Genomic DNA, 15007 nt, shown 5'->3' on the forward strand with positions numbered 1-15007 from the left:
CCACAGGGATTTGTGTCGTTCATAGAACCCTGTGGGAGCGGGCTTGCCCGCGATGGGGTCGACTCGGTCTATCTGCCAAACCGCCCCGGCCAACCAATAATGTTCTTCGGCCGAGGCGTCGCATACGTCCGCACCTTGGAAGTGGACAACCCCAACCGCACCAGCGACTCGGCAATCGTCACCGCCGCCGTCACCCCATCCACCACCGGAACCCCGGTGCGCTGGCGAATCTGTTCATCCAGCCCGGCCATCCCGCCACAGCCGAGGCAAATCACTTCGGCCTTGTCCTCAAGCACGGCCAATTCCGCCTGACGAACAATCGCTTCCAGCGCCCGCTGCGGTTCGGATTCGAGTTCCAGCACCGCCAGGCCACTGGCCCGCACCGACGCGCAGCGGTCCCACAGCCCCGACAGTTTCAGTCGATCCTCGATCAGGGGCACGGTGCGGTCCAGCGTGGTGACCACCGAGTAGGCATGGCCCAGGAACATCGCTGTGCTGGCCGCCGCATCGGTAATGTCCACCACCGGTACGTTGAGCAATTCCTGCAAACCTTCGCGACCGTGCTCGCCATAACCGGCCTGGATCACGGCGTCGAAGGGTTGATCGTAAGCCATCACCCGGTCCATCACCGCGATGGCGGCCAGGTAGCTTTCGAAATTGCCCTCGACGGAGTCGGCGCCAAAGTAGGGCGTCAGACCAATGATTTCGGTACCCGGCGCGGCCACGGCTTGTGCGGAACGAGCGATGGCCTGGGTGATGGATTCGGTGGTGTTGACGTTGACCACGAGTATTCGCATGGAAAATCCTTCTTCGCTGTACAACTACGGCACGTTGATCTGGCCTTTTCGTACAAGCCAGTAGTCGACCGTAGAGCGGCCGAGCAGGGCGCCGAGGCCGGACTTACGGATCTAAGTGTGTGTATGTTTTTAAATGATTGTATACAAAGAATGTATGCGCTTAAGCCAGATCCATGCCAGATACGGATCCATAAAAATCGCTTCTAATTTCGTTTTGTTGATGGATCACAATAAGTGACTGAAAAAAGGCGATATAAATTGACCGGTTGAACAGGTATTTATTTTCCGTCGGAGGATGTGGGAAAGCTCGACTGGGGAAGTCAGGAAAAGAGGGTGTAACCTTTTGGGGCGCACAAATGAAAAGTGCACACAAAAATGGCACCTATGGTGATATTTGTGTACACATCTTTGAGGCAGGTCACAGAACCTGTGGGAACGGGCTTGCTCGCGAAAGCGGTGTCTCAGCAAACGCTGATGTCGACTGAGACGCTCTATTCGCGAGCAAGCCCGCTCCCACATTTGGATCTCCACAAGGCTGGAGGTTATGCCTTGGATTTGCTGATGATATTCCCCGCATGCAACCCGCATTCTTTCTGCGTCGCTTCTTCCCACCACCAACGGCCTTCACGTTCGTGCTGGTTTGGCAGCACCGGGCGGGTGCAGGGTTCGCAGCCAATGCTGATGAAGCCGCGCTCGTGCAGGCTGTTGTACGGCAGTTCGAGCATGCGGATGTAACCCCAGATCTCTTCGCTGGTCATCTGCGCCAGCGGGTTGAACTTGTACAGGGTGCGTTCCGGGGTGGAGAAGGCGGTGTCGATTTCCATCACCGCCACAGCACTGCGGGTACCCGGGCTCTGGTCCCGACGCTGGCCGGTGGCCCAGGCGCTCACGCCCGACAGCTTGCGGCGCAGCGGCTCGATCTTGCGGATGCCGCAGCACTCGCCGTGGCCGTCCTTGTAGAAACTGAACAGGCCTTTTTCCTTCACGAACGGTTCAAGTTTCGTGTAGTCCGGCGACACCAGTTCGATGTTGATCTTGTAGTGCTCACGCACTTGATCGATGAAGCGGTAGGTCTCCGGATGCAAGCGGCCGGTGTCGAGGCTGAACACCTTGACGTTCTTGTTCAGCTTCCAGGCCATGTCCACCAGCACCACGTCCTCGGCGCCGCTGAAAGATATCCACAGGTCATCGCCAAACTCGTCAAACGCGAGTTTCAGGATGTCCTGGGCGGATTTGTTGGCATAGGTCGTGGCGAGTTCCACGACATCGAACGATGGGCTCATCAGGGCGGCTTCCTACAGGTCGGTGGCGCTGGGCGCTCTATATAGGGCCGATGGTAACAAAATCCTGCAACGCCTGGCGCGCCCTCTGCGTTGCGCGGTGCAGCTTGAGTCGCTAGAGTTCGGCAGTCCTTTTACTCGCTCGACTCAATAATCAATACAAATGGGAGTGTCTTGTGGAAATTGCCTGTCTGGATCTCGAAGGTGTACTGGTCCCGGAAATCTGGATCGCGTTCGCTGAAAAAACCGGTATTGAATCCCTGAGGGCGACCACCCGGGACATTCCCGACTACGACGTGCTTATGAAGCAGCGCCTGCGGATTCTCGACGAACACGGCTTGAAACTCACTGACATTCAGGAAGTGATCGCTACGCTGAAGCCACTGGACGGCGCCATCGAGTTCGTCAACTGGCTGCGTGAGCGCTTTCAGGTAGTGATTCTGTCGGACACGTTCTACGAATTTTCCCAGCCGCTGATGCGTCAGCTGGGTTTCCCGACGTTGCTGTGCCATCGCCTGATTACCGACGATTCAGGGCGGGTGACGAGCTATCAGTTGCGTCAGAAAGATCCGAAGCGGCAGTCGGTGCTGGCGTTCAAGAGTCTGTATTACCGGGTGATTGCGGCGGGGGATTCCTACAACGACACCACCATGCTGGGTGAGGCGGATGCGGGGATTCTGTTTCACGCGCCGGACAATGTGATTCGCGAGTTTCCGCAGTTTCCAGCGGTGCACAGCTTTGAGGATTTGAAGCAGGAGTTCATCAAGGCTTCGAATCGGGCCCTAAGTCTGTAAGCACAACCTGTGGCGAGGGAGCTTGCTCCCGCTCGGCTGCGCAGCAGTCGTCAATGCGGCGCACGCGTTCTATCTGACGATGCGCTGTGCCTGGTTTTGGGGGCGCTTCGCACCCCAGCGGGAGCAAGCTCCCTCGCCACAAAAGCCCGGAATCAAAGGTTTTGCAGGGTATCGAGCAGGACCTTCACCTTGGTAATCGACTCTTGATACTCGGCCTGCCACTCCGAGTCCGCAACAATCCCGCCACCGCCCCAGCAGCACACCTGCCCATCCTTGACCAGTAAACTGCGAATGGCGATGGAGCTGTCCATCTCGCCGCGCACGTCCAGGTACAGCAACGAACCGCAATACAACCCACGCCGGGTCGGCTCCAGTTCGTCGATGATTTGCATGGCCCGAATCTTCGGCGCACCGGTAATCGAGCCGCCCGGGAAACTGCCGGCGATCAGGTCCAGCGCGTCCCGGTCATCCGCCAGCTCGCCAGTCACGCTGCTCACCAGGTGATGCACGTTCGGATAGCTTTCCAGGCTGAACAACTCCGGTACCCGCACCGAACCGATGCGGCAGGTGCGGCCGAGGTCGTTGCGCAGCAGGTCGACGATCATCAGGTTTTCCGCACGATCCTTGGGGCTGGCCAGCAGTTCGGCGGCGTTGGCGGCGTCTTCGGCAGTCGTCAGGCCGCGCGGGCGGGTGCCTTTGATCGGGCGGGTTTCCACGTGACGTTCGCTGACTTTGACGAAGCGCTCAGGAGACAGGCTCAACACAGCGCCGCCGTCGGGCAGGCTCTGGAAACCGGAAAACGGTGTCGGGCATGCGGCTCGTAGCGCGACATACGCGGCCCACGGATCGCCTTGGCATTCAGCCCGGAAACGCTGGGCGAAGTTCACCTGATAGCAATCGCCGGCCTGAATGTATTGCTGAATGCGTTCCAGGGCGTGGCGATATTCATCGGTGCTCAGATCGGCCTTCATCGGCGCTTTCAGCTTGAACGGCTCGATCGGTTCAACCGTCGAATGACTGAACAAGGCGATCAAGCGTTGGCGCTCGCTGTCGACCAAGGACGGGTGGAAGACCAACTGACTTGTACTCAATTGGTGATCGCTGATCAATGCCCAGTCATACAGCCCGAAACGCGCGTCGGGCAGTTGCAGGTCGTCCTGCGCCTGGCTCGGCAGATCTTCCAGATGCCGGCCGAAGTCATAACTCAGGTAACCGATCAGGCCACCGGCGAACGGCAGCTCTTCGGGAACGGCCGCTTCGCCGAGTCGCGCCAGATTGTCGCGAAGGCGTTGCAGGAAATGCAGGCCGCTCTCGTCCGGTAATACGGCCAACTGCTCCAGCGGCCAGGCGCTGAGCAGGTCAAAACGCCCGCGATCAGCGGTGGGCCGGCCGCTGTCGAGCAGCACGGCGCCGGGGGCATGACGAATCGCCGCGAAGTACTCGGCGGGGTTGGCGCGATAGGGCAGCGAGTGTACGGAACAGGTCAACATGGGCGGGGCAGATCAGCCATCGAGGCGGGGTGGCGATTGTAGTCCTCTGCAGGATTTGCTCCTAGAGGGGATGTCGGGAACTGACCGATTAGCAGCGGCAATACGAAACCTGTGGCGAGGGAACTTGCTCCCGTTGGGTTGCGAAGCAGCCCCCGGATCATTCACCTTGGGAGTATCAGGCAGATCGCATCAGCCGGTTTACGACTGCTTCGCAGCCGAGCGGGAGCAAGCTCCCTCGCCACAAAGGATCAGCCTTCGACGGCAGGAATATGCCCAAACATCTCCTGAACAAACTCAACCCGCTCCTGAACTGTCTCAACAACCCCGCGCGCCTTCAGCGCTTCCAGCCGCGCTTCAACCGCATGGGTGCGCAGCGTCAGGCCGCAATCGTTGGCAATCTGGATATTCAAACCAGGCCGGGCATTGAGCTCAAGAATCAGCGGGCCCTTTTCCTGGTCGAGCACCATGTCGACACCGATGTAGCCCAAGCCGCACAGCTCATAACAGCCGGCAGCGAGTTTCATGAAACCGTCCCAGTAGGGCAGTTGCACGCCGTCCACCGCATTGGTGGTGTCCGGGTGTTTGGTGATGATGTTGTTCAGCCACGTGCCGCGCAAAGTCTGCCCGGTCGCGAGGTCGACGCCGACGCCGATGGCGCCCTGGTGCAGGTTGGCCTTGCCGCCGGACTGGCGCGTCGGCAAGCGCAACATCGCCATCACCGGATAGCCCATCAACACAATGATGCGAATGTCCGGCACGCCTTCGTAGCTGATGCTTTTGAAGATCTGGTCCGGGATCACGCGGTATTCGATCAGCGCACGGTCGCGGTGACCGCCCAGGGAATACAGGCCGGTGAGGATGCTGGAGACATGGTGCTCGATTTCCTCATGGCTGATGATCTTGCCGGACACCGTGCGATAACGGCCCTCGAAACGGTCGGCAACCACAATGATGCCGTCGCCGCCCGCGCCCTGGGCCGGCTTGATCACGAAGTCGGTGCGCCCGCCGATGATCTTGTCGAGGTTATCGATTTCCTTCTCGGTGGAGATCACGCCATACAGTTCCGGCACATGAATGCCGGCGGCGATTGCGCGCTCCTTGGTGATGATCTTGTCATCGACGATCGGGTACAGGCTGCGCTTGTTGTACTTGAGCACGTAGTCCGCGTTACGCCGATTGATCCCCATGATGCCCCGGGCTTCCAGGGCCTTCCAGGTCTTCCAGAAGCCGAACATCAGGCGTCAGCCTTTTTCAGGAAAGCCTTGAAACGCACCAGTTCGGTCAGGCGGTAACCGCGATAACGACCCATCGCCAGCATGAAGCCCACCAGGATCAGCAGGATCGCCGGGAAGGTGAACACGAAGTACACCAGCTCCGGCACGCTCATGATCAGGTGCGCCAGGGCGGCGGCGAACAGCGTACCGATTGCCACTTTCATCGCATGCCCGGAACCGCGTTCTTCCCAGGTAATCGACAGGCGTTCGATGGTCATGGTCAGAATCACCATCGGGAACAGCGCCACGGACAGCCCGCGTTCCAGGCCGAGTTTATGGCTGAACAGGCTGATCGCCGCGATCAGCACCACCACGAACGTCAGCACCACCGACAGCCTCGGCAGCATCTGCAACTTCAAGTGTTCAAGGTAGGAGCGCAGCGACAGCCCCAGCGCCGTGATGACCGTAAACAGCACGATGCCGAAGCCGAGCTGGGTTTCGCGGAAGGCGAGGGCGATCAGCACCGGGGTAAAGGTGCCAAGGGTCTGCAAGCCGATCAGGTTGCGCAGGATCAGGATCACCAGCACGCCGATCGGGATCATCACCATGATCATGAAGGTCTGCTGAGTTTGCAGCGGCAGACCGTACAGCGAGTATTCGAGGAAGTTGGCGTCGGTGTTTTCGTCGGTCAGCTTGGCCAGGCGAATCGCGTTCATTTCACTGTTGTTCAGGCTGAACGTCACGTTGGCTTTCTTGCCGCCATCGACGGTGATCAGGTTTTCGTCGCCCGTCCACCACAGCAGGCGGTCGGTCGGCAGGCCTTGTTCGCCGGTTTCCGGGTTGAAGTACAGCCAGTCGGTGCCATTGAAACTGCGCAGCCAGAGTTCCGGTGTTTGCGGCTGGTCGGCCACCAGACGAATGGTGTGGACCTTTTCCACCGGCACGTGGGCGATGGACAGGACCAGCTCGACGATTTTCGCTTTGTGTCCAGGGGACGGATCGCCACCCAGCAACAGCTTCACGTTGTCGTCGTTGAGATTGTTGACACGCTTGATGGCTTCGCCGATGAAGGTTTCGACGTCGGCCGAGTGTTGGCGGATTGGCGCGAGCAGCGCTTCGGCGGCGACTTTTTCCGCGCCTTCGACGGCGATGCTGTCGCGGAAGGTCGGGCCTTTGACCTTGGATTTTTCGCCGGTGTAGCGCTTGGTCAGCACCAGGCGGTAATAAAGGGTCTGATTGCCCTTGGCCCGGCGCGCCGACCAGGTCACCTTGCGGTTGCCGTCGACGCGGTTCACGGCCACGCCGTAGTTATTGGAAATGAAACTCTCGTTGAGGCTGACGTAGTCGCGGCTCAGCGGCGGCACGAACATCTGGATCTTGACCGGGTCTTTGGCACTGGCGACGAACTCGACCTTGGCGTCGATGTTCCACAAGTCGTCGGTGGCGTCTTCGGTCACGGGAATGCCGAGCACGAAAATCTGATAGGCCGTAACTGAAATGCCCAGCACCACCAGGATGGCGATCAGGAATTTCAGGTGAAGGGTAAGAGAGCGCATTGGAATTACTCTGCGGTATGTGCGTCGGTGGCGCAGGCGGGTTTGCCAGCAGCGTATTTAAGACTGGGGTCGACCAGCGCGTCGAAGCGTTTCAGCGCTTCGGAGCCGATCAGCAGCGGATATTGGAAGGCACTTCGGTCAGTTAGGTTCACTTCTATGCTGCGTAAAGCCGATCCCATGCAGATATCCAGCTCGATCACCGGACGGGCGGTGTACTTCTTGCCTTCATCCGGGTCGTAGTCGCCAGCACGGCGCTTGATTTTGCTCACACGGGCCAGTGGCCGTTCGATGGGGTGCGAATGCGCGGCGTCGATGGCCAGATAAAAGCGTACCCAGGACTCGCCATTGCGTTTGAAGCGTTTGATATCGCGGGCACTCAAGGACGCTGTTTTCGCCCCGGTGTCGAGTTTGGCGGCGACTTCCAGGTTGATGCCGTTCAGAGACGCGTACTCGTTGAGGCCGTACACGGTCTTTTCCCCCGCCGCGGCGAAACCGGGCAGGCAAAGAAGATAAAGGAAGGTGGGGAAGGGCTTGAGTCTCATAAATCCTGGTGCGCAGCGGTCCGTACTTCGATTCAAGGCCCTGGCATCGCTGCGCAAGCTCCCTCGTATGCCTATCAACTATTTTTGACAAGCCGTGCAGATGTCACAAACAAATGCGGGCGGCATTCTAGCACGGTGGGTTTATGGCGCCACCGCTGGCAGGCGGCTATAAACAGAGGGGCTGCTTCCTTGTGGTGCAGTCGGTTATTAGACGATTGTCGACAATACCTATTTATCCTTTGACTGTTGCGCCTGTTTTCGCTAGTTTTTGCGGCATTGGCTTTCAAGGTGTCGACAATATGCTGGATCAACTCGATCCCCCGGTGATAACGCAAGACGATTCGGAGACGCTGTCCGAAAACGTCTTCCGCCGTATTCAGGCGGCCATCGTCAAAGGCGAGATCGCCCCGGGCAGCAAGATCTCCGAGCCGGAACTGGCCCGTACCTATGGCATCAGCCGCGGGCCGTTGCGCGAGGCGATCCATCGTCTGGAAGGCCAGCGCCTGCTGGTCCGCGTGCCGCACGTCGGGGCGCGGGTGGTTTCGCTGAGCCATGCCGAGCTGCTGGAACTCTACGAGATTCGCGAATCGCTCGAAGGCATGGCTTGCCGCCTGGCGGCCGAGCGCATGACCGTCGAAGAAATCGACGAACTGCGCCGGGTCCTCGAAACCCACGAGCGCGATGAGGCGTTTCAGGCAGGCGTTGGCTATTACCAGCAGGAAGGCGACTTCGACTTCCATTACCGGATCATCCAGGGCAGCGGCAACCGCACCCTCACGCAAATGCTCTGCGGCGAGCTCTATCAGCTGGTGCGCATGTACCGCATCCAGTTTTCCACCACACCCAATCGCCCGCACCAGGCCTTTGCCGAGCACCACCGAATTCTCGACGCCATCGCCGACCGTGACGGTGAGCTAGCCGAGTTGTTGATGCGCCGCCACATCGGCGCCTCCAAACGCAATATCGCCCGTCACTACCAGGACGGCGCTAACCAGACAGCCACTGAACGAGGTGAGTCATGAGTTCCAACAAGAGCACTCCAGGCCAGCGTTTCCGCGATGCGGTCGCCAGCGAACATCCGCTGCAAGTGGTCGGCGCGATCAACGCCAACCACGCGTTGCTGGCCAAGCGCGCCGGTTTCAAGGCTATTTACCTGTCGGGTGGCGGGGTGGCTGCCGGCTCCCTCGGCGTGCCGGACCTGGGCATCACCGGTCTGGACGACGTGCTGACTGACGTGCGTCGCATCACCGACGTGTGCGACCTGCCGCTGCTGGTGGACGTGGACACCGGTTTCGGTTCCTCGGCGTTCAACGTCGCGCGCACCGTCAAGTCGATGATCAAGTTCGGCGCGGCAGCGATTCATATCGAAGACCAGGTCGGCGCCAAGCGCTGCGGTCACCGTCCTAATAAAGAGATCGTGTCGCTGCAGGAAATGGTCGACCGGATCAAGGCGGCTGTTGATGCGCGCACCGACGACAGCTTCGTGATCATGGCCCGCACCGATGCGTTGGCGGTGGAAGGTCTGGAATCTGCTCTGGATCGTGCCGCGGCGTGCATCGAGGCCGGCGCCGACATGATCTTCCCGGAAGCCATCACCGAACTGGACATGTACAAACTGTTCGCCAACCGCGTGAAAGCGCCGATCCTGGCCAACATCACCGAATTCGGCGCGACCCCGCTGTATACCACCGAGCAACTCGCCGCTGCCGACGTGTCGCTGGTGCTGTACCCGCTGTCGGCTTTCCGTGCCATGAACAAGGCCGCGGAAAACGTCTACACCGCGATCCGCCGCGACGGCACGCAACAGAACGTCATCGACACCATGCAAACCCGCATGGAGCTCTACGATCGCATCGACTACCACACCTTCGAGCAGAAGCTCGATGCGTTGTTTGCTGCGAAGAAGTAAGGCACCACTCAACAACTTGCCGATTCCCTAACAAATTCAAGAAAACTGGAGACAGCAATGGCCGAAGCAAAAGTACTCAGTGGCGCCGGGCTCCGTGGCCAGGTTGCCGGGCAAACCGCTCTGTCAACCGTGGGCCAGTCGGGCGCAGGCCTGACCTATCGTGGCTACGACGTTCGCGAACTGGCGGCTGACGCACAGTTCGAAGAAGTGGCTTACCTGCTGCTTTACGGCGAACTGCCAACTAAAGCGCAGCTCGCCGCTTACATCAGCAAACTGGGCAAGCTGCGCGACCTGCCGCAAGCGCTCAAAGAAGTGCTGGAACGCATCCCCGCCGACGCCCACCCGATGGACGTGATGCGCACCGGTTGCTCGTTCCTGGGCAACATCGAACCGGAGAAAGACTTCTCCGAACAACACGACGTGACCGACCGTCTGCTGGCCGCGTTCCCGGCGATCATGTGCTACTGGTATCGCTTCAGCCACGACGGCAAACGCATCAGCTGCGTGAGCGACGAACAATCCATTGGCGGCCACTTCCTGCACTTGCTGCACGACAAGAAGCCGAGCGAGTTGCACGTCAAGGTGATGAACGTTTCGCTGATCCTCTACGCGGAACACGAGTTCAACGCCTCGACGTTCACCGCACGGGTATGCGCTTCGACACTGTCGGACATGTATTCCTGCGTCACTGCCGCCATCGGTTCGCTGCGTGGTCCGTTGCATGGCGGCGCCAACGAAGCGGCGATGGAAATGATCGAGCGCTTCTCGTCGCCTCAAGAGGCCGTTGAGGGCACCCTTGGCATGCTGGCGCGCAAGGACAAGATCATGGGCTTCGGTCACGCGATCTATAAGGACAACGATCCGCGCAATGAGGTGATCAAGGGCTGGTCGAAAAAACTCGCTGAAGAAGTGGGCGACACCGTGCTGTTCCCGGTTTCCGAAGCCATCGACGCCACCATGTGGGAGCAGAAAAAACTGTTCCCGAACGCCGACTTCTACCATGCGTCGACGTACCACTTCATGGGCATCCCGACCAAATTGTTCACACCGATCTTCGTCTGCTCGCGCCTGACTGGCTGGGCAGCGCACGTGTTCGAGCAACGTGCCAACAACCGCATCATCCGCCCAAGCGCCGAGTACGTCGGCGTCGAACAGCGCAAGTTCGTGCCAATCGAACAACGCTGAATGGTGGGGGCCTGAACATCGGTAGCTGAAGGAACCGAAAACCCCTGTGGGAGCGAGCCTGCTCGCGATGACGGACTGACATTCACATCAATGTCGACTGATATACCGCTATCGCGAGCAGGCTCGCTCCTACAAGGGGGCGGTGTGAACTTCAAGCCCTGTGCCAGGCCCCACCTTTTGCAATTACCGTGACCGAGTCCTGACGATGAACACTGAATTCCGCAAACCGCTGCCCGGCAGCCATCTGGATTACTTCGACGTCCGCGCGGCTGTCGAAGCCATCCAGCCCGGCGCCTATGACACCCTGCCGTACACCTCCCGCGTTCTGGCGGAAAACCTGGTGCGTCGCTGCGACCCGGCCACGCTCACCGAATCCCTGAAGCAATTCATCGAGCGCAAACGCGACCTCGACTTCCCGTGGTTCCCGGCCCGCGTGGTCTGCCACGACATCCTCGGCCAGACCGCGCTGGTCGACCTCGCCGGCCTGCGTGACGCCATCGCCCTGCAAGGTGGCGACCCGGCGCAAGTAAACCCGGTGGTGCCGACGCAATTGATCGTCGACCACTCCCTGGCCGTCGAGCGCGGTGGCTTCGATCCGGAGGCGTTCGAGAAGAACCGCGCCATCGAAGACCGTCGCAACGAAGACCGTTTCCACTTCATCAACTGGACCAAAAAGGCCTTCAAGAACGTTGATGTGATTCCACCGGGCAACGGGATCATGCACCAGATCAACCTGGAGAAAATGTCTCCGGTAATCCAGGTGCGTGACGGCGTGGCGTTCCCCGACACGTGCGTCGGCACCGACAGCCACACCCCGCACGTCGATGCGCTGGGCGTGATCGCCATCGGTGTCGGTGGCCTGGAAGCCGAGAGCGTGATGCTCGGCCGCGCTTCCTGGATGCGCCTGCCGGAAAGCGTCGGCGTTGAACTGACCGGCAAGCTGCAACCGGGCATCACCGCCACCGACATGGTGCTGGCGCTGACCGAGTTCCTGCGTCAGCAAAAAGTCGTCGGTGCATGGCTGGAGTTCTTCGGTGAAGGCGCCGCGGCGCTGACCCTGGGCGACCGCGCGACCATCTCCAACATGGCCCCGGAATACGGCGCCACGGCGGCGATGTTCTACATCGATCAGCAAACCATCGACTACCTCAAACTCACCGGCCGTGAAGACGAGCAAGTGCAGTTGGTCGAGAACTACGCCAAGACCACTGGCCTGTGGGCTGACAGCCTGAAAGACGCGCAATACGAGCGCGGCTTGACCTTCGACCTGTCCTCGGTGGTGCGCAACATGGCTGGCCCGAGCAACCCGCACGCCCGTGTCGCGGTGTCGGATCTGGCGGCCAAAGGCATCTCGGGTCAGTGGGATGACGTGCCGGGCCAGATGCCGGACGGCGCGGTAATCATCGCCGCCATCACCAGCTGCACCAACACCAGCAACCCACGCAACGTGATCGCCGCCGGCCTGCTGGCGCGCAACGCGAACAAACTCGGGCTGACCCGCAAGCCGTGGGTCAAATCTTCCCTGGCGCCGGGCTCGAAAACCGTGGCGCTGTACCTCGACGAAGCAGGCCTGACCGACGAACTGGAGCAACTGGGTTTTGGTGTAGTGGCCTTCGCCTGCACCACCTGCAACGGCATGTCCGGCGCGCTCGACCCGGTGATCCAGCAAGAGATCATCGACCGCGACCTTTACGCCACCGCTGTGTTGTCCGGCAACCGCAACTTCGACGGCCGGATTCACCCGTACGCCAAGAACGCGTTCCTGGCTTCGCCGCCATTGGTCGTCGCTTACGCCATCGCCGGGACCATCCGTTTCGACATCGAAAAAGACGTGTTGGGCCTGGACGCAGACGGCAAGGAAATCCGCCTGAAAGACATCTGGCCGAGCGACGAAGAAATCGACGCAGTGGTCAAAGCGTCGGTCAAGCCGGAGCAGTTCCGTCAGGTCTACATTCCGATGTTCGCCATCCACGAAGACACCGGCCCGAAAGTCACGCCGCTGTACGACTGGCGCGAAATGAGCACCTACATCCGCCGTCCGCCGTACTGGGAAGGCGCACTGGCCGGTGCCCGTCCGCTCAAGGGCATGCGCCCGCTGGCGGTGCTGCCGGACAACATCACCACCGATCACCTGTCGCCGTCGAACGCGATCATGCTCGACAGCGCCGCCGGTGAATACCTGGCGAAAATGGGCCTGCCGGAAGAGGACTTCAACTCCTACGCGACCCACCGCGGTGATCACTTGACCGCCCAGCGTGCAACCTTCGCCAACCCGAAACTGTTCAATGAAATGGTTCAGGAAAACGGCAAGGTGAAGCAAGGTTCGCTGGCCCGCGTCGAGCCGGAAGGCCAAGTCATGCGCATGTGGGAAGCCATCGAAACCTACATGGAACGCAAGCAGCCGCTGATCATCATTGCCGGCGCCGACTACGGTCAGGGTTCGTCCCGCGACTGGGCGGCCAAGGGCGTGCGTCTGGCCGGTGTAGAAGCGATCGCCGCCGAAGGTTTCGAGCGCATCCACCGCACCAACCTGGTGGGCATGGGCGTGTTGCCGCTGGAGTTCAAACCGGGCACCGACCGTCACACATTGGGCATCGATGGCAGTGAAACCTACGACGTCATCGGTGAGCGCACACCGCGCGCCGACCTGACGCTGGTGATCAACCGCAAGAACGGCGAACGCGTCGAAGTGCCGGTGACTTGCCGCCTCGATACCGCCGAAGAAGTGTCGATCTACGAGGCCGGCGGCGTGTTGCAGCGCTTCGCGCAGGACTTCCTGGAATCGGCCGTCGCCGTCTAAATCACGACGTGCGGACACGGGATGTTGAGTCCCGTGTCCGCTTTGAAGGAGCACCATGGCTCACGCACCTCAGATCAAAATCCCCGCCACCTACATGCGCGGCGGCACCAGCAAAGGCGTGTTCTTCAGCCTGAAAGACCTGCCCGAAGCGGCACAGATTCCCGGCCCGGCACGCGATGCCTTGTTGCTGCGCGTGATTGGCAGCCCCGACCCGTACGACAAGCAAATCGACGGCATGGGCGGTGCGACCTCCAGCACCAGCAAAACCGTGATCCTGTCGAAAAGCACCAAGGCTGATCACGACGTCGATTACCTGTTCGGTCAGGTCTCGATCGACAAGCCTTTCGTCGACTGGAGCGGTAATTGCGGCAACCTTTCTGCAGCGGTCGGTTCGTTCGCCATCAGCAACGGTCTGGTAGACGCCAGTCGCATTCCGCACAACGGCGTTGCCGTGGTGCGCGTATGGCAAGCCAACATCGGCAAGACCATCATCGCCCACGTGCCGATCACCAATGGTGAAGTGCAGGAAACCGGTGATTTCGAACTCGACGGCGTGACCTTTCCCGCCGCCGAAGTGCAGGTCGAATTCATGGACCCGGCGGCGGAAGAAGAGGGCGGCGGTGGTTCGATGTTCCCCACCGGCAACCTGGTGGATGACCTGGAAGTGCCCGGCGTCGGCACCTTCAAGGCGACCATGATCAACGCCGGCATCCCGACGATTTTCGTCAACGCCGAAGACATCGGTTACACCGGCACCGAGTTGCAGGGCGCGATCAATGGCGATCCGAAAGCGTTGCTGATGTTCGAGACCATCCGTGCTTATGGCGCGCTGCGCATGGGCTTGATCAAGGACCTGGACGAAGCGACCAAGCGTCAGCACACGCCAAAGGTGGCCTTCGTGTCCAAGCCGGCGGACTACGTGGCGTCCAGCGGTAAGGCGATTAAGGCAAGTGATGTCGACCTGCTGGTGCGCGCACTGTCGATGGGCAAACTGCATCACGCGATGATGGGCACGGCGGCGGTTGCAATCGGTACGGCAGCGGCGATTTCCGGCACCTTGGTCAACCTGGCGGCGGGCGGTATCGAACGCAACGCCGTGCGCTTCGGGCATCCGTCCGGCACCTTGCGCGTGGGCGCCGAGGCCAGCCAGGTCAACGGCGAATGGACCGTGAACAAAGCCATCATGAGCCGCAGTGCGCGGGTGTTGATGGAAGGCTTCGTGCGCGTGCCGGGTGATTCGTTCTGACGCAAATCCAGAAATAAACACTAAACCCTGTGGGAGCGAGCCTGCTCGCGATGAGGCCTTCACATTCAACATCTATGTTGGCTGATACACCGCTATCGCGGGCAAGCCCGCTCCCACAGTTGACCGTATTCCAAAATAAGAAAGCAGTATCCCGCTGAGATTGCCCTGAACCGAGGTCCCATCAACGAAGCACT

General features: G+C 60.3%; 12 protein-coding genes. 6 read left to right on the forward strand and 6 right to left on the reverse strand.

The window, feature by feature from the left end; translation table 11 throughout:
- Positions 1-68 precede the first annotated feature (68 nt).
- Together DJ564_RS10290 and DJ564_RS10300 are read right to left on the reverse strand one after the other, a co-directional pair.
- The gene (locus DJ564_RS10290) at positions 69-797 is read right to left on the reverse strand and encodes an aspartate/glutamate racemase family protein (RefSeq protein WP_109628816.1); all 729 of its coding nucleotides are present in this window, start codon (positions 795-797) and stop codon (positions 69-71) included.
- A 542-nt stretch (positions 798-1339) separates the two neighbouring features.
- Entirely contained in the window at positions 1340-2080 is a 741-nt protein-coding gene (locus DJ564_RS10300) for a phosphoadenylyl-sulfate reductase (protein ID WP_109628819.1), read from the reverse strand.
- A gap of 173 nt (positions 2081-2253) precedes the next feature.
- On the opposite strand from DJ564_RS10300, the gene thrH reads away from it, so the two are divergent.
- The gene (gene thrH, locus DJ564_RS10305; RefSeq protein WP_109628821.1) at positions 2254-2871 is read left to right on the forward strand and encodes a bifunctional phosphoserine phosphatase/homoserine phosphotransferase ThrH; all 618 of its coding nucleotides are present in this window, start codon (positions 2254-2256) and stop codon (positions 2869-2871) included.
- 152 nt (positions 2872-3023) lie between these two features.
- Here thrH and pabB read toward each other — a convergent pair whose 3' ends face one another.
- The 4 genes from pabB to DJ564_RS10330 all read right to left on the reverse strand — a co-directional run bounded on the left by pabB (position 3024) and on the right by DJ564_RS10330 (position 7673).
- Complete coding sequence (gene pabB / locus DJ564_RS10310) at positions 3024-4361, reverse strand: aminodeoxychorismate synthase component I (protein WP_109628823.1); 1338 nt, start codon at positions 4359-4361, stop codon at positions 3024-3026.
- Positions 4362-4609: 248 nt separating this feature from the next.
- Entirely contained in the window at positions 4610-5596 is a 987-nt protein-coding gene (locus DJ564_RS10320) for an alpha-L-glutamate ligase-like protein (RefSeq protein WP_109628825.1), read from the reverse strand.
- Positions 5596-7131 (reverse strand): inactive transglutaminase family protein, encoded by a 1536-nt coding sequence (locus tag DJ564_RS10325; protein WP_109628827.1) that lies wholly within the window; start codon positions 7129-7131, stop codon positions 5596-5598. The genes DJ564_RS10320 and DJ564_RS10325 overlap by 1 nt, the downstream gene beginning before the upstream one ends.
- 5 nt (positions 7132-7136) lie before the next feature.
- A complete protein-coding gene (locus tag DJ564_RS10330) occupies positions 7137-7673 on the reverse strand; it encodes an ATP-dependent zinc protease (protein WP_109628829.1) in 537 nt (178 codons plus the stop codon).
- 302 nt (positions 7674-7975) lie between these two features.
- On the opposite strand from DJ564_RS10330, the gene DJ564_RS10335 reads away from it, so the two are divergent.
- From DJ564_RS10335 to prpF, 5 genes are all read left to right on the forward strand, one after another.
- Entirely contained in the window at positions 7976-8695 is a 720-nt protein-coding gene (locus tag DJ564_RS10335; protein ID WP_178082343.1) for a GntR family transcriptional regulator, read from the forward strand.
- Positions 8692-9582: a methylisocitrate lyase gene (prpB, locus tag DJ564_RS10340; RefSeq protein ID WP_010456549.1), complete on the forward strand. Its 891-nt coding sequence runs from the start codon at positions 8692-8694 to the stop codon at positions 9580-9582. Before DJ564_RS10335 ends, prpB begins: the two co-directional genes overlap by 4 nt.
- 57 nt (positions 9583-9639) lie before the next feature.
- Positions 9640-10767, forward strand: coding sequence for a 2-methylcitrate synthase (prpC, locus tag DJ564_RS10345; RefSeq protein ID WP_109628833.1), 1128 nt, complete (start codon positions 9640-9642; stop codon positions 10765-10767).
- 205 nt (positions 10768-10972) lie between these two features.
- Positions 10973-13567: a Fe/S-dependent 2-methylisocitrate dehydratase AcnD gene (gene acnD, locus DJ564_RS10350; protein ID WP_109628835.1), complete on the forward strand. Its 2595-nt coding sequence runs from the start codon at positions 10973-10975 to the stop codon at positions 13565-13567.
- A 55-nt stretch (positions 13568-13622) separates the two neighbouring features.
- The gene (prpF, locus tag DJ564_RS10355; RefSeq protein ID WP_109628837.1) at positions 13623-14813 is read left to right on the forward strand and encodes a 2-methylaconitate cis-trans isomerase PrpF; all 1191 of its coding nucleotides are present in this window, start codon (positions 13623-13625) and stop codon (positions 14811-14813) included.
- The last annotated feature ends 194 nt before the right edge of the window (positions 14814-15007 follow it).

It is taken from the genome of Pseudomonas sp. 31-12 (genome assembly GCF_003151075.1).
Lineage (GTDB): Bacteria > Pseudomonadota > Gammaproteobacteria > Pseudomonadales > Pseudomonadaceae > Aquipseudomonas.

Excerpts from the sequence above, each read along its gene's own strand:
- DJ564_RS10290 (WP_109628816.1), bottom strand. The coding sequence starts at position 797 with ATGCGAATACTCGTGGTCAACGTCAACACCACCGAATCCATCACCCAG.
- DJ564_RS10300 (WP_109628819.1), bottom strand. The coding sequence starts at position 2,080 with ATGAGCCCATCGTTCGATGTCGTGGAACTCGCCACGACCTATGCCAAC.
- pabB (WP_109628823.1), bottom strand. The coding sequence starts at position 4,361 with ATGTTGACCTGTTCCGTACACTCGCTGCCCTATCGCGCCAACCCCGCC.
- DJ564_RS10320 (WP_109628825.1), bottom strand. The coding sequence starts at position 5,596 with ATGTTCGGCTTCTGGAAGACCTGGAAGGCCCTGGAAGCCCGGGGCATC.
- DJ564_RS10325 (WP_109628827.1), bottom strand. The coding sequence starts at position 7,131 with ATGCGCTCTCTTACCCTTCACCTGAAATTCCTGATCGCCATCCTGGTG.
- DJ564_RS10330 (WP_109628829.1), bottom strand. The coding sequence starts at position 7,673 with ATGAGACTCAAGCCCTTCCCCACCTTCCTTTATCTTCTTTGCCTGCCC.
- prpB (WP_010456549.1), top strand. The coding sequence starts at position 8,692 with ATGAGTTCCAACAAGAGCACTCCAGGCCAGCGTTTCCGCGATGCGGTC.
- prpC (WP_109628833.1), top strand. The coding sequence starts at position 9,640 with ATGGCCGAAGCAAAAGTACTCAGTGGCGCCGGGCTCCGTGGCCAGGTT.
- acnD (WP_109628835.1), top strand. The coding sequence starts at position 10,973 with ATGAACACTGAATTCCGCAAACCGCTGCCCGGCAGCCATCTGGATTAC.
- prpF (WP_109628837.1), top strand. The coding sequence starts at position 13,623 with ATGGCTCACGCACCTCAGATCAAAATCCCCGCCACCTACATGCGCGGC.